Origin of the sequence: Parafrankia sp. EUN1f (assembly GCF_000177675.1) — a bacterium.
Lineage (GTDB): Bacteria > Actinomycetota > Actinomycetes > Frankiales > Frankiaceae > Parafrankia.
Window position 1 is genome coordinate 1 of record NZ_ADGX01000061.1, and the last position, 21,205, is coordinate 21,205.

Below are 21,205 nucleotides of genomic sequence, written 5' to 3' on the forward strand. Positions count from 1 at the left end.
ATCCGCAATTGAGCCAGACCTATGGACTTTTCTGTCAAGCGCTTGATAGAAACTGGCTCCGCAGATCCGCCGAGGTACACACCGAGGAGGCAGCGCGTGGTCGGACAGTCGTCAGGACCCGCGGAAGAAGCGGTCGACCGGTGGGCGGGGTGCCCACCTGATCTTGAGGCACGGTCGGACGCGTTACGACGCATCCGGGTGTGCGACCTGAGCGGCCAGCTCGCCGGGGCCGGCTCCACCAGGCTTCTCGCCGCGTTCGGCGCTCAGGTGATCCGGGTCGAGGACCCGGCGACCAGGGGCGGCTGGGACATCGTCCGCGGGGCCCAGCCGTTCCACGACGATCGCCGCGGAATCGAGTTCGGCGCCACCTTCAACAACCACAACACCGAGAAGCTGGGAATCACCCTCAACCTGCGCACCGAACGCGGGCGGGAGCTGCTCACCCAGCTGATCGCGGTGTCGGACGTCGTCACCGAGAACTTCGCCGGTGGAGTGTTCGCCCGCCTCGGCTTCCCGTACGAGCGGCTGCGGGAGATCCGGCCCGACATCGTCTACGTCTCGCACAGCGGCTTCGGGGCCACCGGGCCGTACCGGGACTTCCGCACCTGGGGGCCGATCGTGCAGGCCGTCAGCGGCCTCACCTTCACCTCGGGGCTGGCGGGACATCCGCCGACCGGCTGGGGCTTCTCGTACATGGACCACATGGGCGCCTACGCGATGGCCGTCGCGATCCTGGCCGCGCTGTGGCACCGCGACCGAACCGGCGAGGGACAGTGGGTCGACCTGTCCGGCGTCGAGGCGGGACTCGCTCTGACCGGCCCGGACATCCTGGACCATCATCTGAACGGCCGACCGCCCCGCGCCGCCGGCTCGGTCGACTCCAACCGCGATGCCAACTCCCCGATGGCACCGCACGGGATCTACCCCTCCCACGGGGAGGATCGCTGGATCGCGGTGGCCTGCCGCGATGATCAAGACTGGCGGCTGCTGGCGGGCGAGATCGGCCAGCCGTGGGCGACCGCCGGGGACCTGGCGACGCTGGCCGCCCGGCTCGCCGGCCAGGACACGCTGGATGCCCGGCTGGCCGCCTGGACCGCCGGCTTCGACAACCACGAGCTCGCCGGCCGGCTGGCTGCCGCCGGCATCCCAGCCAGCCCGGTGCGCACGCCGGCCGAACGCATCGACGGCACCGCAGCTGAACGCGCCGACGGCACACCCGCGACGTCCGACTGGGGTCTGTGGCCGACGGTCGGGCATCCCGACATCGGGCCGGCCCGGGTCGACGGGATCCCGGTGCACCTGTCCGAGACCGACTGGTCGCTGCGCCGCGGCGCACCCCGGCTCGGCGAACACAACCGGTACGTCCTGGGTGACCTGCTGGGTGTCGACGACGCCGAGCTGAGTGAGCTGGCAGCGGAGGGCGTCGTATGAACGGCCCGCTGGACCGGTTACGGGTCCTGGAGATCGCCGGGGAGTTCTCCGCGTACCCGAGCAAGCTCCTGGCCGACCTCGGAGCAGACGTCATCGTCGTCGAACCACCGCACGGGGCGGCCACCCGTTCCTGGGGGCCGTTCGCGGACGACCGGCCCGGGCCCGAGGCGAGCCTGTACTGGCGGCACTACAACACCTCCAAACGCGGCATCGTCCTCGACCTCACCGAGGACGCGGGCCGCGAGCGCCTCCACCACCTGCTCGCGAAGTGCGACGTCCTCATCGAGGGCATGCCCGGCTCCGAGGCCGCCGCGGCCCTCCGGCTCGACCCGGGGACGTTCACGGCCACCTTCCCTTCGCTTGTCTGGGTCTCGGTGACGCCCTTCGGCCGGCGCGGCGCACCACCGGACGTCCCCACCACCGATCTCACCCTGCTGGCCGGCGGGGGCCCGGTGCTCACCTGCGGTTACGACGACCACACGCTGCCGCCGGTCCGCGGCGGCGGAAACCAGAGCGTGCACGTCGGCGGGATGTTCGCGGTGACGGCCACACTCACCGCGCTGCTGAACCGCACCGTCTCCGGCCGTGGCCAACACGTCGACGTCAGCATCGACGCGGCGCTGAACGTCTCCTGCGAGACTGCCACCACCCACCAGCTCACCGACGGTGGTGTAGTGCGGCGCCAGACCGGACGGCACGCGATGGTGGAGCCGACAGCGCCGACCCAGGTCCGCGCCGCCGACGGCGACTACGTGGTGCTCGGCTTCCCGCCACGCGCGGCCGAGGACTACGCATCCATCCTCGAATGGATCGACCTCGTCGGGATCCGCGACGACTTCCCGGACGCCGTGCTGCTGGAGATGGGCGTCGAGCGCGGCGGTGTCGGCGTCGTCGAGCTCGGGACGGACCCGATCGCGCAGCAGATATGGAACGCCGCCCGTGACGCCATGGTGCTGCTGGCCGAGCGGACGCCGGCCTACGAGTACTTCCTCGGCTGCCAGCGCCGCGGCCTGGTCGCCGGGTTCGTCGCCGCCCCGGAAGCGGTCATCCACGACCCGCACCTGGTCGCCCGCGACTTCGCCACGAAAGTGACCGACCCGCACACCGGTCGCGAGGAGACACACCCCGGCGCGCCCTACCGTTTCACCCGCACCCCCTGGCGGATCTCGCGCCCCGCGCCACGGCTCGGTGAACACACCGACGCCGTTCTCGGCGGCCCTGGATGAACCTTTTCCATCCCACCTTCCCCAGATTGGCGAGTCATGAAGCGCACCAAAATCTCTCCCCCAACCGCGCTCAGCCGCAGGGAGGCTCGACACCGAACGCGTTTGCTCTTAGCCGCGGTGACCGCGTTATCCGCGATCCTTTGCACGGTCGCGGCCTGCGGTGGTGATGACGACGATTCCAAGGACACCACGGCCGCCGGCACCGCCGGCACCGCCAACGCCTCCGACGTGCTCGGGCCGTCCGCTCCGGCGAAGGGCGACCCGGTGCGGATCGGAATCATCTCCGATGGCAAGGGCCCGGTCTCGGACCTCGCCTACGAAAGCCGGGTGGCCGACGCCACGATCGCCTATCTGAACGAACATCGTTCCGGGATCGCCGGCCGCCCCATCAGCCTGGTCAAGTGCGAGACCCTCGCCGACCCGGGCAAGGGAACCGACTGCGCGAACCGGATGGTGGAGGAGGACGTCGTCGCCGTCGTCGTCGGATCATCCTCGGTCGGGGAAAGCATCTGGGAACCGTTGCACCAGGCGAAGATCCCGCTGATGTTCGCCAACACGACCGCCACCGGGCCGCTGAAGGACGGTGACACGACCTTCAATCTGACCGACCCGTACTTCGGCCAGATCAACCTGCCTGCCGACAAGGCCAAGGAGGCCGGCGTCAAGAAGGTGACCGCGGTCGTCATCGACGTGCCGACCGCCACGGCCTTCTACAAGTCGATCGCACCGCAGATATTCAAGGAAAAAGGCCTCACCCTCGATGTCGTCGCCGTTCCCGCCGGGACGGCCGACATGACCGCGCAGATGCAGGCCATCGCCTCCGGTGAGCCGGGGGTGGTGTCGATCGTCGGCGGCGACTCTTTCTGCATCAGCGCACTGAACGGTCTGCGGGCCGTCGGCTATGACGGCCCGACGGTCGCCATCGGGCTGTGCATCACCGACGCGACACGCAAGGCGGTGCCGGCGTCCACTCTCAAGGGGATGTCCGTCAGCGCGACCGCACCCATCGGCACCGACAACCCCTCGACCCGCCTGCTCCAGGCCGTCGTGAGCACCTACGGCCACGACATCGACGTCAGGCGGGCCGGCACGCTGAGCATGTTCACCGTGGTCGCCGCCCTCGGTGCGGCCGTCGAAGGGCTGACCGGGGACGTCACAGCCGCGTCGGTCACCGCCGCTATCAAGGCGATGCCGGCGCAGAAGCTGCCGGGCGCCGAGGGGCTGAGCTTCCGGTGTAACGGCAAGGCCTACCCGAAGCAGCCCGCGGTGTGCGTCCGCGGCGGGCTCGTCGCGACCTTGGACGACAAGGGCCAGCCGACCGGTTACACGCCGGTCGGGGTCTCCGCGATCGAGGACTGAGCCGGGCGCTGCGACACGGCGCGATCCGACCGGAACGACGTCCGGCGGTTGGGCTGGCGGCATCGGCCCGACCTCTGTGAGTCGCCCGCACCGGCGTGGTGCGGGCGATCCACGGGGCCGCTTCACCAGCGGTCGCGGATACGCGGATATCTATGCGGAAAGCCGTTACCGCGCAGCGGCTGGAGAAGCTCCCACCACCGCGTCACCGACCGCGATGGAATCATTGTCACCGGCTCCCTGCCGCCGCCGGCGGCGCACCGGATTGCCACCGGCGGCGGAACCACGACCCGAGAGCACGTCGGCCACCACATCAGTCAACATCATCGCAAGGTTTCCCGGCGTAGTCTCCGCCTGCGCACTGACCCATTTGACAACTCCGCCGTCACCGGTGCCGAACAACACCAACAACAGCGCGCTCGCCACCCGGTAAAGGCGTTCCGTTTCGCTGAGCCCAGGCGTGAGAGGGGTGAGAAGATCGACGACCGCCTCGCTCTGCGGCGTGGCCTTCGACGTGGTGAGATGCTGGTATTCAGGATCATTCATCACCGCGATCAGGAACGGATGGTAGAATCGACCGGTCTCGTGGCCGGCCATCTCGTTCGCGGCGACAACCATCGCGTTCGCGATGTCACGAAAACTGACATCGCGATCCGGGACGTTCAATGCGAAGATTCGTTCGATATCGGCACGGAGCCCTCCCGTCCGGGCCTCGAGGATCGCGCTCACCAACCCGGCCTTGGAGCCGAAGTGATAGTGAATCGCGTCCCGACTGACGCCGGCCTCAGCCGTGATCTGCCGAGTGGAGGTCCGCGCGATTCCCTGATCAGCGAACAGTCGCTCAGCCACCCTGAGCAACTGCTGGCGGGTGTTGACGCCACGCGCATCAGGGCGAGCGTCCGAAGAATCAGGGGAAGGCGCCACGAACAGCCAGTCTACCGCAACGGCATACCATCCGCGATTCACGGCTTTATCTAACTCTGATACGAAATACACTCGCCCGCGACCGCACACGCCGTGGGCTCCGTGCGCGGAAAGCCGCCGCCCGAACGGAGTCCGCCACACGGCGGGCCGTATCCGGCGGTCAGTGCGGCGTGCCTGTTACCGCCGTCCGCTGACGGTGGCAACGGGCGCTGACGGCCCGCGGCCAACTCCTCCGGTCAGCTGACCGGCTCCATGCGGAGATGGTTGGATTCCGGCACGGATGCCGCCCGCACGGTGATGGCGAGGGCGGCGCGATGAGGGGAGCCGGACGACACGTGAGCGACGACAAGGGATCCCCCTGGAACCCGGGCCAGGCGGCGCCGGGTCAGGGCGGGCCGGGCGGGGGCCACCCGCCATACCCCGACCAGGGCACGAGCAGCGGTTCCGCCTACCCGCAGAACCCGGGGTATCCGGCATATCCGTCGCCTGCTCCGGGTAACCAGCCGGCGCCGGGATACGGCTATCCGCCCGGTGGTCAGGGCTACCCGCCGCCGGGCTACGGCCCCTACGGCGGCGGCCCCTACGGCGGCGGTGGCCAGCCCCGCAACGGTCTCGGCATCGCCGCGCTCGTCCTCGGCGTGCTCGCGATCCTGACCTGCTGGACCGTCATCGGCGGCATCCTGCTCGGCGTCGCAGCGTTGATCTGCGGTTTCCTCGGCCGCGGCCGGGCGAAGCGCCAGGAGGCCACCAACGGCGGCATGGCGCTGGCCGGCATCATCACCGGTGCGCTCGGCGCAGTGCTCGCCGTGATCGTCCTGATCGCGGCCATCGCGTTCTCCGACGAAGTTCAGGACCTCCAGACCTGTCTGGACGATGCCGGCACCAGCCAGACCGCGCAGGACCAGTGCGCCCAGGAGTTCGCGGACGATCTGAACGGCAAATGACCCCGACCACCACTCAGATGGCACCACATCCCGGGCAGTACTCACTGGCCGCATCATCAGCGTGAGCCCGGGGCCTCGCACCGCGGTCATCTGGCGCGATGACCGCGTGCCGGGCCGCGGGGGGATGATGCCGGGTGAAGCGAATGACAGGTGAGTCACGTCCCGGCTGACGGTTCGGCGGCGGCCTGGGCGGCCTTCCAGACGCGTTCCGGATGCAGGGGGAGCTCGTGGATGTGGGCGCCGAGGGCCTCGGCGACCGCGTTGCCGATCGCGGCGGGCACCGCCGGGGAGCCGGTCTCCCCCAGGCCGTGGATGCGGGCGCCGTCCGGGCCGGCCGGGTCCTCCGTCATGCCGATGGTGAAGGTCTCCGGCAGGTCGCGCACCGACGGGATCCGGTAGTCGAGCAGGCTGTCGTTGAGCAGCGCCCCCGACTCCCCGCCCCAGACCATCGCCTCCGACAGGGCCTGCCCGACCCCGAACGCGACGTTCCCCTCACACTGCAGCTCGGCGAAGGTGGGGTGGATGACCCGCCCGGCGTACGACTCGACGTGCAGGTCGACGACGCGCACCGTGCCGGTCTCCAGGTCGACCTCGACCTCGGCGGCCGCGGCGGCATGGTAGAAGTGCGGCGTCACGACGCCCTGGCCGGTCTCGGGGTCCAGGCCCCCGTCACTGGCGTGCACCTCGGAGACGGTGACGCCGCCGAGCTTCGCCCGGGAGATCAGCTCGGCGTAGCTCAGGCCGGGGCCGAGGCCGCTGCGGATGCGGTCGGCGCGTACGTCCACCGCGGTCGCCGGTACGCCCAGCAGCGCACCGGCGCGGCGGGCGAGCTCACCGCGCAGCCGCTCACCGGCGCGTTCGACGGCCACGCCCATCATCAGCGTCGAGCGCGACGAGCTGGTGGTCTGGTCCCAGGCGGTGACGGCCGAGTCCGGGTAGGTGACGTGCACCCGCTCGAGCGGGACGCCGGTCGCGTCGGCGGCGAGCTGGGCGAGCACCGTCCGCGCGCCCTGGCCGATCTCCACCGTGGAGCACACGACGGTGAGGTTGGCGTCCTCGTCGAGCTTGAGCGCCACGGTGGACGTCGACGGTGTCACGGTCGTCTTCAGGATGGTCGAGACGCCCTTGCCGCGCACGATCCCGGGGGCGACGACGACCCGCCGGGCGGACGCCGGGCCGGGTTTCCAGCCGATGCGGTCGCAGGCGGTGTCGAGCAGGGCGGCGAGGTGGAAGTCCTCGATGGTCTGCCCGGTGGCGAACGCATCCCCCGGGCGGAGCAGGATGCGGTGGCGCAGTTCGGCGGGGTCGAGGTCGAGGTGCTCGGCGATGAGATCGGTGTGGTTCTCGTACGCCCAGGCCACCTGGGGGATGGCGTACCCGCGGAACCCGCCTGACGGGGTGGTGTTGGTGTAGACCGCGTAGGAGTCGATCGACACGTTCGGGATGTCGTAGGGCCCGGCGGAACTGTAGCCGCCGTTCTTGATGGTCCGCGGGGAGATGTCGGCGTAGGCACCGGCGCCCCACAGCACCTCCACCCGACGGGCGAGCAGGGTGCCGTCGGAGCGGAAGCCGGTGCGGATGCGCACCACCGAGCTGTGCCGGGCGACCGTGGCGAACTCCTCCGCCCGGGTCAGCTCGACGCGCACCGGCCGGCCGCGCACCGCCCAGGCGAGCACGGCGACGAGCGGCTCCAGCCGCGGGTAGGTCTTCGCCCCGTAGGCACCACCCACGTTGAGCACCCGCACCCGCACCCGGCTCTCGGGCAGCTTCAGCGTCTCGGCGACCTGGCTGCGCACGGTGAAGGGGGAGGCGGCCGACGTCTGGATGTCGACCGTGTCACCGCGCACCGTCGCGATCGTGACGTGCGGCTCCAGCGGCACATGCTGCTGCTGGGGGGTGCGGAACTCGTGGGAGAGGATGTGGTCGGAGGCGGCGAACCCGGCGTCGACGTCGCCGCGGCGCAGCCTGAAGTGGTTGCAGACGTTGCCGCCGTCCTCGGTGTGCAGGACGAGGTCGGGGAAGGTCATGACGTCCCGGGTCGGCACGTGCTCGTGCAGGATCGGGGCGCCGGGGGCCATCGCCGCGTCGGGGGTGAACACCGCCGGCAGCGCGTCGTAGTCGACGGTGATGGTGGCGGCGGCCTCGCGGGCGGTGTCGACGTCGCGGGCGATGACCGCGGCGACCGGCTCGCCGGCGAACCGGACCCGGCCGATGGCCAGCACGGGCCGGTCGGGCAGCACCGGGCCGTAGTACGGGAAGGGCCCGTCCGGCTGGTCCTGCCAGCGGGTCAGGTCCTCGCCGGTGACGACCGCGACCACACCGCGGGTGGCCCGGGCGGCGGTGACGTCGACCGAGCGCAGGTCGGCGTGGGCGTGCGGGCTGCGCACAAGCACCGCGTGCAGGCAGCCGGCCGGGACCCGGTCGATGACGTACGGGTACCGCCCGATCGTGCGGTCGCGGGCGTCACCGACGTCCACCCTGCGCCCGGCCGCCTTCATCCCGGGGTGGCCACCGGCCCGGGCGCGGGGGGCGGTGCCCGCCTCGGGGGTCACGAGTGGGCCGCCTGGGCCGCGCCTGCGCCCGCGGAGGAGGCGGAGCAGGAGGGGCGGGCGTAGCCGGCGGCGGGGCCCGTGTAGGGGGTGCCGTCGTCGTGGTGGCCGCGCATCCGGTCCCGGGCGTCGAGAACCGCGTCCATGATCTTGACGTAGCTGCCGCAGCGGCAAAGGTTGCCGGACAGCTCGGCGCGGATGCGGTCGCGGGAGGCGTCCGGCTCCCGCTCGAGCAGCGACACCGCGGTCAGGATGAACCCCGGGGTGCAGTACGAGCACTGGAACGCCGTGTGGTCGATGAACGCCTGCTGCACGGGATGCAGCTCCCCTGGTCGGGCCAGTCCCTCGACGGTGCGGACCGGCCGGGCGCCGACCACCTGGGCGGGCAGCAGGCAGGAGCTCGCCGGCGCGCCGTCGACCAGCACCGTGCACGAGCCGCAGGCCCCGGCGGTGCAGCCGGGCCGGGCGCCGAACAGGTCGAGCTCGCGGCGCAGCACGTCGAGCAGGGTGTGGTGGCCGCGCGGGCGGACCTCGACCTCGTCGTCGTTCACGACCAGGCGCAGCGGCTGTCGCGGGTCGTCGTTGGCCGTCAACGCGCGATCCTCTCGTAGTCGGCCCGGTCCCCCGGGGAGCTGTCACGGTGGTGGTGCGGACGCGGGTCGCGCAGCGCGGCGAGCACCCGTTCCGGGCGCAGCGGCAGGTCGGTGAGGACGACGCCGGTCGCGTCCGCGACGGCGGCGGCGACGGCGGGCGCGACCGGTGGCACCGCGGTCTCCCCCAGGCCGTAGATCTCGTCGTCGGGCCCGCCGAGCAGGTCGACGGTGATCTCGGGGAGGTCGCTCAGCGCGGGCATCCGGTAGTCGAGCAGGTCACGCTGCGCCTGGCCGCCGGCCGGGTCGAGGCCGAGCTCCTCACCGAGGACGGAGCCCAGGCCCAGGATCACCGCGCCTTCGACCTGCATGCGGGCCTCCACCGGGTTGACGACCCGGCCCGCCCACACCGCGGCGTGGTAGCGCAGGACCCGGATCCGCCCGGTCTCCAGGTCGACGGTGACCTCGGCGGCGCCGCTGGCCTGGTGCCAGCGGGACGAGGCGATGCCCTGGCCGGTCTCGTGGTCCAGACCGCCCTTCGACGCGTACTCACCCTCGCAGCGCAGCTGGCCGGCGCGCAGGACGGTGACCAGCTCGCCGTAGCCGAACGTCGCCGTACCGGCCCGGACCCGGCCATCCCCCACCTGGACCTGTTCGGCGGGGACGCCGCAGTGGTCCGCGGCGAGGCGGGCGAGCAGCTCGCGCAGGTTCCGGCAGGCGTCCCGCACGGCGCCGCCCATCGCGATCGTGGACCGCGACGAGCTGGTCTGCTGGTCGTAGGGGGTGACGTCGGTATCGGGCAGGCTGACCGACACCACCCGCTCACCAATGCCGAGGGCCTCGGCGGCGAGCCGGGCCAGTGCCAGGTGGGCGCCCTGGCCCATCTCGACGGTGCTGGTCAGCACCTGCAGGCTGCCGTCCCGGTTGAGCAGCACCGCGGCCTGCGAGACCGACGGGGTGTTGGTGCCCTTGACCGTCAGCGCGAGGCCCCGGCCGCGGACCTCGCTTTCCGGCCACTGCGGCGGGATCGGCTCCCGGCCGAACGCGTTCTCGGCGACGTCGAGGAGGGTGTCGTAGTGGCAGTCGGTCATCGACTCGCCGGTGACGTTGCGGGAGCCGTCGCGCAGCAGGTTCACCCGGCGGACGTGGCGTGGATCCAGACCGAGGCGGCGGGCGATCTGTTCGGTCTGGCCCTCGTAGGCGAACGCGGCCTGCGGTGAGGCGTACCCGCGGAACGCCCCGGCCGGCGGGCGGTTGGTGTACACGGCGTACACGTCGACCCAGATGTCGTCGATGTCGTAGGGCCCGCCGAAGCCGTACGCGCCGTTCTTGATCACCCGCGGGCTGATGTCGGCGTAGGCACCGGCGTCGAACCAGGCGGTGACGTGCCGGGCGGTGATGCGGCCGTCGGCGCGGACCCCGGTCTCGATCGTGGAGCGGGTGGCGTGCCGGGTGACGGTGGTGAGGCTCTGCGCGCGGTCCAGGCTGACCCGGACGGGCCGGTCCATGGCCCGGGCGAGGCAGGCGGCGAGCGGCTCGATCTTCGCGTAGCACTTCGCGCCGAACGCACCGCCCAGGTAGAGGGTGCGCACGGCCACCCGGTCGAGCGCCACGCCGAGCATCTCGGCGAGCTGGACCCGCACCTTGTACGGCGTCTGGGTCGCCGACCAGACGACGAGCCGCTCCGCGTCGGGCACCGCGAGCGCGATGTGGTTCTCCAGCGCGCCGTGGTGCATCGCGGGGGTGGTGAAGGTGTCGGTGAAGACGTGGTCGGCCCGCGCGAGCGCGCCGGGGGCGTCACCCTTGCGGATGACGAAGTGGTTGACCAGGTTGGTGCCCGGCTCGCGGCGGAGCCGGATCTCGGGAAACGCCGCGGACGGCTCGGCGTCGCGCGGGTGCAGCACCGCACCGGACGGCGGCAGGTCCAGCGCCGCGACCGGGTCCGTGACCAGCGGCAGCGGGTCGTAGGTGACCGTGACGTGGCGCAGCGCCTCGTCGGCATCGTCCGGGTCGGTGGCCAGCGCGACCGCAACCGGCTCCCCGGCGTAGCGGACCCGTTCGACGGCCAGCGGCGGCTGGTCGCGCAGCACCGGGCCGAAGCGCAGCGGACGTCCACCGAGCGCCGCCTCCAGCTCGCGACCGGAGAACACCGCGGCGACCCCGGGCACCAGCCGGGCCGCCGCGGTGTCGACGGCGAGCCGGGCGTGCGCGACGGGGGCGGTCAGCAGCCGGGCGTGCAGCAGGCCCGGGCCGACGTCCGCGAGGTCGGCGAGCATCGGCAGCCCACCGGCGACCTTCGTCCGCGGGTCGATCACGCCGCACCCGCCTCGTAGGCGGCGGCGATCGCCCGCCGCACATACACCCGGACCATCTCGACCCGGTAGGCGGCGCCGGCGCGCAGGTCGTCGACGCAGGTCACCCGGTCGGCGTACCCGTCGGCGACGGCCTTCGCCGAGGTGGAGCCGGGACCCTCACCGAGCAGCAGCGCGTCGAGGTCGGTGAAGGTGACGGGGCGGGCCGTCGCGCTGCCGAGGGCCAGCCGGGCCCGTACGCACACCCCGGACGGGTCGAAGCCGAGCACGACCGCGACCCCGAGTGCCGAGGAGTCCTCCGCCGAGCGGGTCTTCAGCGTCAGGTAGCGGCTCACCGTCCCCGGCGGCGGGACGTCGATCTCCACCGAGGTGAGTAGTTCCCCCGGCTCGATCACGGTGGTGCCCCCGGCGGGGTAGAAGTCCTCGACGGCCACCGTGCGCCGCCCATTCGGGCCATCGAGGCGCACCCGCGCGTCGAGCGCGTGCAGCACCGTCGGGGGATCCCATGCGTAGACCGCACCGGCAAGGACACCGCCCACGGTGGCGACGGACCGCACCCGGACGTTGCCGACGCGGGAGAAGACGTCCCCGAGCAGCGGCACGGCCGCCCGCAGGTCGGCGTCGGCGGCCACCCGGGCGTGGGTGACCGCGGCGCCCAGCACGACCGTTCCCCGGCCGTCCGCCCAGTTCATCTGCTGGACGGCGGACAGTTCCGGGACACCCCCGAGCGCCACCAGCCGGCCGGGCCGACGGCGCGGGTCGGCCAGCGCGAAGGCGAGCTGGGTGCAGCCCGCGGCCGGGACGCTGCCCGGCACGGCCAGCTCGGCCAGCGCCTCGCCGAGCGACGTCGGGTGCGCCCATCGGGTGATCGCGGGCACCGCCGCCGGCGGCGCCACCGGTGCCTTCGGTGCCGTGGGCGGCGCGGCGTCTGTGGGTGTCGCAGCGTCCGTGGGCGGCGCGGCTGTCGTGCTCATCGGTCCTCCCCGTCACCCTCACCGTCACCCGCGACGGCTCCGATGCCGGCGCAGGCGTCCGCCCAGATGGCGGTCATCCGGCCGCGGTGGCCGGCTTCGAAAGCGCCGCAGAGCCGGTCGAGGGTCACCGGTGGAAGCGGGCGCGGGCGGCCCACCGCCATCGCCGTGAGCCGCACCGACACCGCCCGGTGCAGCAGCAGCGCGAGCGCCGTGGCCTCCGCGACATCGGCGCCGACGGTCACCAGGCCGTGTGCTCGCAGCAGCGCGCCTCGCGCGCCGCCGAGGCAGATGACGAACCCCCGCGCACGGGCGGCGTCGGCGACCAGGTCCGCGTCGTCGTACCAGGCGAGCCCGGCGGCGAACGGCACCTCGTCCTGACTGAAGACACCCTCCGGCAACGGGCCGAGCGTCGTCGCGCTCTGCACCGCGAGCGGATGGGTGTGCACGACCGCGCCGACGTCCGGGCGGGCGGCGTACACGGCCTGGTGCAGGGCGGTCTCCTCGTGCAGGCGCAGACCGGGGGTGCGCAGTGATCCGTCCGGGCTGATCTCGGCGACCCGGGCGGTGGTGACCCGCGCCAGCGACGGGCCGACCGCCTTGACGAACAGGCCTCCGTCGGCCCCGCGGGCGCTCACATGCCCGAAGCAGAAATGGTCCTGGCCGTCGGCGGCGAGCACCCGGCACGCCGTCGCGACCAGCGCAGGCAGCGTCCCGCCGGCGGACATCCCGCCAGCCGACATCCGGCCGGCAGATGTCCCGCCGGCCAGCGCCTCGCCGGCCAGCGTCTCGGGGGCCGGCCCGGCGGGCAGGGTCGGTGAGCTGGCTGGCAGGCTCACGCCGCGCCCCGCTCGCGGGCGCCGTCCATCAGCGTGTCGAGCACCTTGGCGAGGTCCTCCACATCGCCGTACTTGGCGTCCAGGTCGAACAGGCTGACCTCGTGCACCAGCGCCGAGCGGTCGCCGACCGCCTCACGCACGACGATGGGGCGGAACCCGAGCCCGCACCCGTCCACCACTGTGGCCCGCACACAGCCGCTGGTGGTGCAGCCGGCGACGAGGATCGTGTCGACGCCGTCGCGGCGCAGCCGGTCGGCCAGGTCGGTGCCGAGGAAGGCCGAGGCGTGCTTCTTCACCACGCGCGGCTCCCCCGGCCGGCGGCTGAGCCGCGCGTCCAGGCCGGTCCACTCGCCGCCCTCGACGAGCAGCCGCTGGGCGCTGATCTTGCGTGGCCAGACCCCGGCGTCGCTCATGTCCGGGGCGTAGGCGACCTCCGCCCAGTAGACCGGGACGCCCACCTGCCGGGCCGTGGCGACGAGCACGCCAGTCGCCTCGACCACGTCGCCGAGGTCGCCGCCGAGCGGCGACGCGGGGTCGGTGAAGCCGCGGATCAGGTCCACGACCACGACGGCCGGCGCCTCGCCCCAGCCGACCCGGCCGACCATCCCGGAGGCCGCGAACCGGGCCCGGAGCCGGTCGAGCTCGGCGAACGCCGCCCCCGCCCCGCCCCCGGTTCCGATTCCGCGGACGGGTTCGGGATCGGGTTCCCCGGCTGCTGGTCAGGCATAGATGTGGGGGTGCCAGCGAACCGGCTCGTCGCACAGCTCGACGATGTTGCCTTCCGGGTCCATCAGCTGCGCGACCCGCCAGCGCGGGGCGTCCATGCCGTCGATGACGACCGGCGCGACGTGGATCGGCTCGACGCCGCGTTCGGCGAGCTCGGCGAGCTCGGCGTCCATGTCGTCGACCTTGAAGGTGAACAGGACCTGGTTACGCTCCCAGCCCGTGCGGTCCGGGTTGCCCGACGGGCCGTTGTCGTGCCGGCCGATGAGCACGAGGATGCAGGGCCCGGTGTCGAACACCGCCGACTGCTCGGTGGTCGACAGCACCTTGAGACCGAGGCCGTCGCGGTACCAGCCGGTCATCAGGCTGATGTCATGGGCCCACACGAGGTTCCAGCTGATCGCTCCGAGTGGCATGCCGTGTGGCCTCTTTCTGTGATGCGTTGGACGGAAGCAGCCAGCCCGCCGGTCCGGCCGGGAGGGCAGACGGACCGGCGGACCGGCGGACCTGGGTGGTCAGGCGACGGCCGCGACTCCGCCGTCGACGACGAGCGTGGTGCCGTGGACGAAGTCGGCCGCGCCGGAGGAGAGGTAGACCGCCGCCGCGCCCATGTCGACCAGCAGGCCGTTGCGCCGCGCCGGCGTGGCGGCGGCCGACTCCTCGGCCGCGCCCGGCTTGTTCAGCAGCCAGTTGGTCGGCGTCTCGATGCTGCCCGGGACCAGGCAGTTCACATTGATGCCCTGTGGCGCCAGCTCGCCGGCGAAGACCTTCGTGAGGTGCTCGACAGCGGCCTTGCTCGCCCCGTACACCGACGACCCGGGAAACGCCCGCTTGCCGGCGACCGAGCTCACCGTCAGGATCTTCCCGGGGCGCTTGTCCGCCAGGAAGTACCGCGCGGCCGCCTGGACGCCGAAGAAGGTGCCCTTCAGGTTGAGGTCGATCTGCGCGTCGAAGTCGGCCTCGGTGACGTCCACCAGCTCGGCGGGGCGGAACACCCCGGCGACGGCGGCGAAGATGTCGAGCCCGCCGAAGTGGGCGACGCAGGCCTGCACGACCGCGGTGTTCGCGGCGACGTCGAGGACGTCCACCTGGATGCCGGTGATGCTCGCCGGCCCGGCGACGCTCGCGAGGTCCTCGACGACGGCGTCCATCCGGGCCTTGTCCCGGCCGGCGACGGCGACCCGGGCTCCGGCGGCGAGGTAGGCCCGCGCGATCCCGATGCCGATGCCCTGGGTGCCGCCGACGACGAGGGCGACCTTCCCGGTCAGCAGCGAACCGGGAATCGGCTCCGCGGCGGTCTGCGCCGTGGTGGCCTGCCCCGCGGCGGTCTGCTCCGTGGCCATCAGGACCGTCCTCGGGTCGGGTTGCGGCGGCTGCGCGGCTTGATCAGCTTGTCGGGCGTCTGGATGTCCCGCGCGTGCTCGCTGAAGAACTTGCGGAACATGGTGATCTCCAGGTCGGGGCGGTAGAGCCGTTCCCGGTCCCAGCCGTTCTCCTTCTCGTAGAACGTCTGCATGCTTTCCCGGGCCTTGTTGTCGTCGATGAGGAACTTTTCGACGGTGGGCACATACCACTCGGTGCGGCCGGTTTCACCGCGCCAGGCTTCCGCCTCCTCCTCGGTCGAACACGACTTCGCGCCGAACATGAAGGAGCGGGTGTGGTTCTCGTCGATCGGGACCAGCCAGTCGAAGGTGATCATGTCGGACGGGAAGTTCACCGTCTCGTTGCAGGACGGCAGCCAGATGCCGACCTCGATCGGCGGCATCGCCAGGAACGACGAGATCAGTTCCTCGCGGCTCTTCCCGACCGCCGCCGGCGCGGTGTAGGTGGTGTCCGGGCGGCCGTCCTTGCCCGGGATGACCGCGGAGAAGATCAGCTCGGCGGTCGCGGTGCAGCGGGAGAAGCCCTTCGGGCCGGGGGCGTCGACGACGTAGGTGGTCTCGCCGGCCTCCTCGCCCTTCTTCGCGACATACCCGAACGTCATCGGGAAGCCCGACTCGATCACGTACGGCGACCAGTTGTGGATGAAGTGGTGGCCCGGATCGAACGAGTTCTCCAGCGCCAGCCGCCAGTTCGCGCGGATGATCCCCGGCTCGGCGTAGTGCATGACGGTGTCGGCGGCAAGGAAGCTCGCCGGGACGTCCGCCTCCAGCGGCGGCGGCTCCTCGTCACCGATGTAGACGAACAGCAGGCCCTTGGCCTCGACGACCGGGTAGGCGCGCACGCCCGTCCTGCCGACCAGCGAGCTTTCCGGCTCGTTGAGGATGCAGCGCAGGTCGCCGTTCTCCATGTCGAACGTCCACGTGTGGTACCAGCACGTGATCGTGTCCTCCGACAGGACCAGCGGGCGCTCGGAGAAACGGGTGCCACGATGCGCGCACCGGTCCTCGACCGCGTACAGCTTGCCGTTCTTGCGGACGAGCAGGATCTCCTCGCCGAGCATCTTCACCGCGTGGGTGCCGCCCTCGGGCAGCGCGTCGGACAGTGCCGCCGGATACCAGTACTCGCGCAGGCCCAGGTTCGCCTCCAGGTAACGCTGCCAGGGCCTGGCCCGACGCGGCGGGGCCTCGACCCGGTCGACCTGGTCCCGGGTCTGCTCGGCGAGCTCGTTGGCCATGGCCATGCCCGCGGCGGTCGGCTCGGTGTGCCGGGCCTGGGTCTGGGTCTGGGTCGGTTCGCTCGCCGAGGCCTGCTCGGGAACGCTGATGCTCACGTAATCACTCCTCGGCGGGAGGTCGAAGGGGCGGGAGTCGAAGGGGCGAGATGGGTGATGAAGATGCTCGGCGGAGCTCGTGGAGCCCACGCGGAGCTCGGCAGAGCTCAGAAGAACAGCGGCTCGTCGCAGAGCTCGAAGATGTTGCCCTCGGGGTCGATGAACTGCGCGACCTGGCCCTCCGGCGGCAGCCCGTCGGCGGAGACCGTCGGTGACGGGCCGTGCAGCAGCGTCGCGCCGCGCCGGGTGAGCTCGGCGACCACCGCGGTCATGTTCTCGACCTTGAACGACATCAGCACGCGGTTGCGGTCCCAGCCCCGCGCCGGGCTGCCGGCGGCCGGCCCGTTGTCCTTGCGGGCCATCAGCTCCAGGGTGCAGCCGCCGGTGTGGTACGCCGCGAAGTACGGCGAGGCGTTCTTCACCGGCAGGCCGAGGACGCCCTCGTAGAAGGCCCGCATGGCGGCGAGGTCGTCGACGTACACCAGGTTCCACGACAGCGGCCCGAGCAGCGGTCCGCCGGTGGGCGCGGCCGGTGCGGGGCTTTCGACGGCTTCAGCGGTCACGTTCTCTCCTCCGGACAGGGACGGACGATCAGGGCAGGCGATCAGGACGGGCCAGGCGGTCGGACCGGGGCCGAGCGATCAGAGCGCGCCGACGAGCGGGGCGCCGAGCCGGGCGGCGCCGTCGTCCACCCGCAGCTCGTCGACGACGAAACGGCCGTGGTCGAGGATCTGCCGCCCGTCGAGCCACACGCTGCACCGGCGCACCGGGACGTCCGAGTGCGCGAGGGTGAACCGGCTGCCGCCGGCCTCGTTGTTGGGGCCGGTGGAGAACAGCACGTTGCCGGCGAAGCAGCGGCCGTCCATGCCCTGGGTGGCGGAGCGGTCGAGCAGCGCCAGCGCGTTCCAGCGGGCCTTCTCGTTGAGACCCCACCCGATGTGGGACATCGCGAAGCCCTCGGGGTCGCCCCAGCTCTCCAGGTAGTCCCGGTACAGCTCGGCGTCCGCCCCGGGGCCCTCGATGGAGCGGATGAACCCGTCGACGACGTCGATCGTGATCGGCGCGTTCACGTAGGTCTTGAACGGGAAGATGATGTCACCACTGTTGATCACCCAGCGGCCGTTGGCGCTGCCCTCGTTCGGGTAGGACGCCGCGAGACCGGCGCTGAGGTGCGCGTGGGTGCCGGGGCCGTTGGTGAACCCCCAGCCACCGCCGGCGCCGAACTGGCCGAGGCCCATGGTGATGTCGGTGCCGGCGTCGGAGGTGATCCGGATCTCGCTGGCCCCGCTGAGCATGGCCACACTGGCCTGCACCCGCCGGCGCAGGTCGTCCGTCGGGAACAGTCGCTCCAGGATCTCCGGCGGCTCGGTGATCATGAGCATCCGGGTGCCGGCGGCGAGGATCTCCTCCTGCTCCGCCGAATGCAGCAGGATGGACAGGTCGACCACCATGTCGGCCGACTTGAGCGCCTCGACCACCGGGCGCAGGCCGGTCAGGCCGGTCAGGCCGTACACCTCGCCGACCCCGGGGACCGTGGCGGCCGCGCGGGTGATCGACGGCAGCATGACGGTGAAGACCCGGGCACCCAGCGACGCGGCCGCGGCCGCGGTGGTCTCCAGGTACAGCGGCGGCGACTGGGCGTTGCCGAGCACGGCCACCGTCTCGCCGGGCCGCACGTCGCAGCCTTCCAGCGCGCGGCGGAACAGGGTTGTGAGGGTGCCGCCGTCGGCGGCCTGGTTGGGAACGAGCACGATGCACCTCTCACCGGTGTGGCTTGCCGCTGTGCCGCGATGCCGCGGCCCTTCCGTTCCCCCCGGGGCGCCGGTCCCGGGAGACAGCCGTCGGGCCGGGATGAGCCCACGAGCCGCCGCGCGCCGAGGCACGGCCCGAATTCGTGAAGCCCCGCCGGCCGGGCGCCCGGCCGGCGGTTTTCATGCTCCGTGCACGATGTTTCGGGGTTTTGTCCCGCCTGTCTCGGAACCATGAAATCGTGTTCCAAAAAGCTCCGGAGATATACCGTGGCGCGACGGCTCGGGCGATCGACGCCGACTGATCCTTTTCCGTCGTCGACTCCGACCTGTAACATCCCGGGCGGCACACGGGGAGATGGAAAAGGGTCACTGGAGTCGGCGCGACCGGTCACGCTGACAACAAGTATGTCGCGCCGGATCGTGGCCCGCTCGACACCAGGTCCTGCGCCGGATCAGCGGCGGATCAGCACCTGGTCACGCCCGGAGAATTTGCCCGTCGAAAGGAACGGAAGCAAAGGTCGGGAAATCAGGAGAAGCGGACGGTGTTCTGCGTGGTGCCGATACCGTCGATCGCCACCGTGACGACGTCTCCGTCGGCGAGATAGACCTTCGGGTCACGGCCGTGCCCGACACCGCCCGGGGTTCCGGTGGTGAGGACGTCACCCGGCACCAGGGTGATGAACTGGCTGACGTAGGCCACGATCGTGGCGGGCGGGAAAAGCAGGTCCGAGGTACGCGACTTCTGCATCACCTCACCGTTCACCAGGGTGCGCAGGGCGAGGTCGTCCGCATTGTCGAGCTCGTCGGGAGTGACCAGCTCGGGACCGAGCGGGGTCGATCCCTCGAAGGTCTTGCCCTGCAGGAACTGCAGGGTGCGGAACTGCCAGTCCCGCATGGTGATGTCGTTCATCACCGTGTAGCCGGCGATGGCGGCGCAGGCCGAGTCCTCGTCGGCGAAACGAACCGTGGAGCCGATGACGAAGGCGAGCTCGCCCTCCCAGTCGACCTCGCTGGTCACCGGCGGCACGATGATGTCGTCGTGCGCGCCGATCAGGGAGCTCGCGTACTTCGCGAACAGCGTCGGGTGGGTCGGTGGGGTGCGCCCCATCTCCTTCAGGTGGGTCGCGTAGTTCAGGCCCATGCAGACGATCTTGGGCGGCTGCGGCACCAGCGGTGCCAGGTCCGCGCCCTCACGCTCGATCCTCTCGCCGTCAACGGCGGCGGCCTGGCGCCAGTCCGGGCCCGAGGCGATCAGAGTGCCCACGCTCGCGAACGGGAGCAGGACGATCTCGTCACCCTCGACGCGACCGGCGGCGGTTTCGCCACCGGGACGACGGACAGTGGACAAGCGCACGGTTTCTCCTCAGGTATGTTCAGCCGGCCGTCTGGCCGGCCGGGCCATCCGGTATCTCTGGCTGTCCGGGCTGGGCGGGTGCCTCTGTTCGACCCGCCCAGCCGTTCAGCTGCTCGACTTCTGAGCTCCTCAGCTCCTCAGCTGCTCGCGGCCGCCGGAACCGACGCCGCCGCGACCGCGGTCGCCGCCGCCGCCTCGGCCGCGACACCGTTGTCCGGCTCCGAGAAGGCGGGCATGACCTCGGCGGCGAAAAGCTCCAGCGTGCGGCGGGCATCCGACAGTGGGGTCGCCGCGAAGTTGATCTGCATGGAGGGCTCGACGTCGCCGAACACCTCGAGGGTCGCGGCCACCTGCTGGCGGACGTCCGCCGGCGTGCCGACGTAGACCTGGGCCTTGTCCTCGAGCTCGGCCAGCGTCTTCCTACGCATACCGGTGATCATGTCGGCGTAGCCCGCGTACTGCGACGGGCTGCGCTCCATGTAGTCCTCCCAGGTGGAGGCCATCTTGTCCACGTAGTCGGCGTAGTGCACGGCGGCGTTGCGCCGGGCCCGGTCGCCGTCCTCGTCGACGAAGCAGTGGATCCCCATCTGGATCCGCTCGGAGCCGGCCGGGTAACCGGCGTCCAGGCGGGCCTTCCGGTACAGGTCGAGCAGCCCGGCGACCTTCTCGTTCGTCGAGGTGAACGGAATGAACATCAGGTTGAAGCCCTGGCTGCCCGCCCAGACGAAACTCTCCGGAGTGGACGTCGCCGCGATGAAGACCGGCGGATGGGGCCGCTGGTAGGTCAGGGGAAGCATACTCACCGGACCGAACCTGTGAAAAGTGCCGTTCCACACCACATCGGTCTCGGTCCACAGCTTGAGGACCGCGGCAATACCTTCCTGATGCCGCGCCCGGCTGGTGTCCATGTCGACTTCGAATGCCTCGAACTCGCCGGGGAGGAAAGCGCGGGCGAAGCCGGCGTCGAGCCGGCCGTGGGACAGGTTGTCGAGCATCGCGAGCTGCCCCGCGAGCTTGATGGGGTGGTTGAACGCCGGAATGTTCGCACCAGTTATGAGCCGAATACGTTCGGTCCGGGTCGCGACGGCCGCGAGGAAGGTGACGGGGTCCGGGCTGTAACCCCCGTAGGGGTAGAAGTAGTGTTCGACGATCTTCACCGAGGAGTAACCGAGCCGGTCCGCGAGGATCGAAAGTTCGAGCGCCTCGTCAAAGAACTGCACAGCAGACTTCTCGGCGGGCGAGACCGTGGGGAAGAAGTTCACTCCGGCGAGCACCGGCACCTCCACCTAACTATGTCGTCTGTAGACGCTGAAATCACGTTCGAAAGTGCCCTCTTCGGGCAGTTTTCGTGCTATCGTGCGAAAACCGTTCCAGGCCGCGTGGTTCCACCCTGGAACAGGAGTTTCCGCCGGGTGCGTCAGGGTGGTTTCGACGGCCAGGGACAGGAGCTCACTCCAGCCGACGACGGCGTCGATTCATTTCTGTATACTGTCCACAATCTTGCTGCTGAGGTGCACGGGTG

18 protein-coding genes are annotated in these 21,205 nt (G+C 71.3%); 4 read left to right on the forward strand and 14 right to left on the reverse strand.

What is annotated here, in order from left to right:
* Positions 1–96 precede the first annotated feature (96 nt).
* Genes FREUN1FDRAFT_RS19065 through FREUN1FDRAFT_RS19075 form a run of 3 tightly spaced genes read left to right on the forward strand, consistent with a single transcriptional unit; the run spans position 97 to position 4,016 of the window.
* Positions 97–1,431 carry a CaiB/BaiF CoA-transferase family protein gene (locus FREUN1FDRAFT_RS19065; RefSeq protein ID WP_006541776.1) on the forward strand — a complete coding sequence of 445 codons (1,335 nt, stop codon included), beginning with the start codon at positions 97–99 and terminating at the stop codon, positions 1,429–1,431.
* A complete protein-coding gene (locus FREUN1FDRAFT_RS19070) occupies positions 1,428–2,657 on the forward strand; it encodes a CaiB/BaiF CoA-transferase family protein (protein ID WP_006541777.1) in 1,230 nt (409 codons plus the stop codon). Before FREUN1FDRAFT_RS19065 ends, FREUN1FDRAFT_RS19070 begins: the two co-directional genes overlap by 4 nt.
* A gap of 36 nt (positions 2,658–2,693) precedes the next feature.
* Positions 2,694–4,016, forward strand: a complete 1,323-nt coding sequence (locus FREUN1FDRAFT_RS19075; RefSeq protein ID WP_006541778.1) for an ABC transporter substrate-binding protein — start codon at positions 2,694–2,696, stop codon at positions 4,014–4,016.
* A gap of 165 nt (positions 4,017–4,181) precedes the next feature.
* On the opposite strand, the gene FREUN1FDRAFT_RS19080 is transcribed toward FREUN1FDRAFT_RS19075, so the two are convergent.
* The gene (locus FREUN1FDRAFT_RS19080) at positions 4,182–4,862 is read right to left on the reverse strand and encodes a TetR/AcrR family transcriptional regulator (RefSeq protein ID WP_050795930.1); all 681 of its coding nucleotides are present in this window, start codon (positions 4,860–4,862) and stop codon (positions 4,182–4,184) included.
* A 410-nt stretch (positions 4,863–5,272) separates the two neighbouring features.
* Between FREUN1FDRAFT_RS19080 and FREUN1FDRAFT_RS19085 the strand changes: the two genes are divergently transcribed.
* On the forward strand, positions 5,273–5,881 hold the full coding sequence (locus FREUN1FDRAFT_RS19085; RefSeq protein ID WP_157475012.1) for a DUF4190 domain-containing protein: 609 nt from the start codon (positions 5,273–5,275) through the stop codon (positions 5,879–5,881).
* 155 nt (positions 5,882–6,036) lie between these two features.
* On the opposite strand, the gene FREUN1FDRAFT_RS19090 is transcribed toward FREUN1FDRAFT_RS19085, so the two are convergent.
* From FREUN1FDRAFT_RS19090 to FREUN1FDRAFT_RS19150, 13 genes are all read right to left on the reverse strand, one after another.
* Complete coding sequence (locus FREUN1FDRAFT_RS19090; RefSeq protein WP_006541781.1) at positions 6,037–8,433, reverse strand: xanthine dehydrogenase family protein molybdopterin-binding subunit; 2,397 nt, start codon at positions 8,431–8,433, stop codon at positions 6,037–6,039.
* A complete protein-coding gene (locus FREUN1FDRAFT_RS19095) occupies positions 8,430–9,023 on the reverse strand; it encodes a (2Fe-2S)-binding protein (protein WP_006541782.1) in 594 nt (197 codons plus the stop codon). Before FREUN1FDRAFT_RS19095 ends, FREUN1FDRAFT_RS19090 begins: the two co-directional genes overlap by 4 nt.
* Entirely contained in the window at positions 9,020–11,335 is a 2,316-nt protein-coding gene (locus FREUN1FDRAFT_RS19100; protein WP_006541783.1) for a xanthine dehydrogenase family protein molybdopterin-binding subunit, read from the reverse strand. The genes FREUN1FDRAFT_RS19095 and FREUN1FDRAFT_RS19100 overlap by 4 nt, the downstream gene beginning before the upstream one ends.
* Complete coding sequence (locus FREUN1FDRAFT_RS19105; protein ID WP_006541784.1) at positions 11,332–12,306, reverse strand: xanthine dehydrogenase family protein subunit M; 975 nt, start codon at positions 12,304–12,306, stop codon at positions 11,332–11,334. Before FREUN1FDRAFT_RS19105 ends, FREUN1FDRAFT_RS19100 begins: the two co-directional genes overlap by 4 nt.
* Positions 12,303–13,142, reverse strand: a complete 840-nt coding sequence (locus FREUN1FDRAFT_RS19110; RefSeq protein WP_006541785.1) for a class II aldolase/adducin family protein — start codon at positions 13,140–13,142, stop codon at positions 12,303–12,305. Before FREUN1FDRAFT_RS19110 ends, FREUN1FDRAFT_RS19105 begins: the two co-directional genes overlap by 4 nt.
* Entirely contained in the window at positions 13,139–13,747 is a 609-nt protein-coding gene (locus FREUN1FDRAFT_RS19115) for an isochorismatase family protein (RefSeq protein ID WP_006541786.1), read from the reverse strand. Before FREUN1FDRAFT_RS19115 ends, FREUN1FDRAFT_RS19110 begins: the two co-directional genes overlap by 4 nt.
* Before the next feature lie 114 nt (positions 13,748–13,861).
* Entirely contained in the window at positions 13,862–14,281 is a 420-nt protein-coding gene (locus FREUN1FDRAFT_RS19120; RefSeq protein ID WP_006541787.1) for a VOC family protein, read from the reverse strand.
* Between the two features lie 99 nt (positions 14,282–14,380).
* The gene (locus tag FREUN1FDRAFT_RS19125; RefSeq protein ID WP_006541788.1) at positions 14,381–15,208 is read right to left on the reverse strand and encodes an SDR family NAD(P)-dependent oxidoreductase; all 828 of its coding nucleotides are present in this window, start codon (positions 15,206–15,208) and stop codon (positions 14,381–14,383) included.
* A complete protein-coding gene (locus tag FREUN1FDRAFT_RS19130) occupies positions 15,208–16,578 on the reverse strand; it encodes a Rieske 2Fe-2S domain-containing protein (RefSeq protein ID WP_006541789.1) in 1,371 nt (456 codons plus the stop codon). Before FREUN1FDRAFT_RS19130 ends, FREUN1FDRAFT_RS19125 begins: the two co-directional genes overlap by 1 nt.
* 107 nt (positions 16,579–16,685) lie before the next feature.
* Positions 16,686–17,141, reverse strand: coding sequence for a VOC family protein (locus FREUN1FDRAFT_RS19135; RefSeq protein ID WP_006541790.1), 456 nt, complete (start codon positions 17,139–17,141; stop codon positions 16,686–16,688).
* A gap of 78 nt (positions 17,142–17,219) precedes the next feature.
* Entirely contained in the window at positions 17,220–18,329 is a 1,110-nt protein-coding gene (locus FREUN1FDRAFT_RS19140; protein ID WP_006541791.1) for a hypothetical protein, read from the reverse strand.
* A 526-nt stretch (positions 18,330–18,855) separates the two neighbouring features.
* The gene (locus FREUN1FDRAFT_RS19145; RefSeq protein ID WP_006541792.1) at positions 18,856–19,683 is read right to left on the reverse strand and encodes a fumarylacetoacetate hydrolase family protein; all 828 of its coding nucleotides are present in this window, start codon (positions 19,681–19,683) and stop codon (positions 18,856–18,858) included.
* A 137-nt stretch (positions 19,684–19,820) separates the two neighbouring features.
* Positions 19,821–20,957, reverse strand: coding sequence for an LLM class flavin-dependent oxidoreductase (locus FREUN1FDRAFT_RS19150; RefSeq protein WP_006541793.1), 1,137 nt, complete (start codon positions 20,955–20,957; stop codon positions 19,821–19,823).
* Between the last annotated feature and the right edge of the window lie 248 nt (positions 20,958–21,205).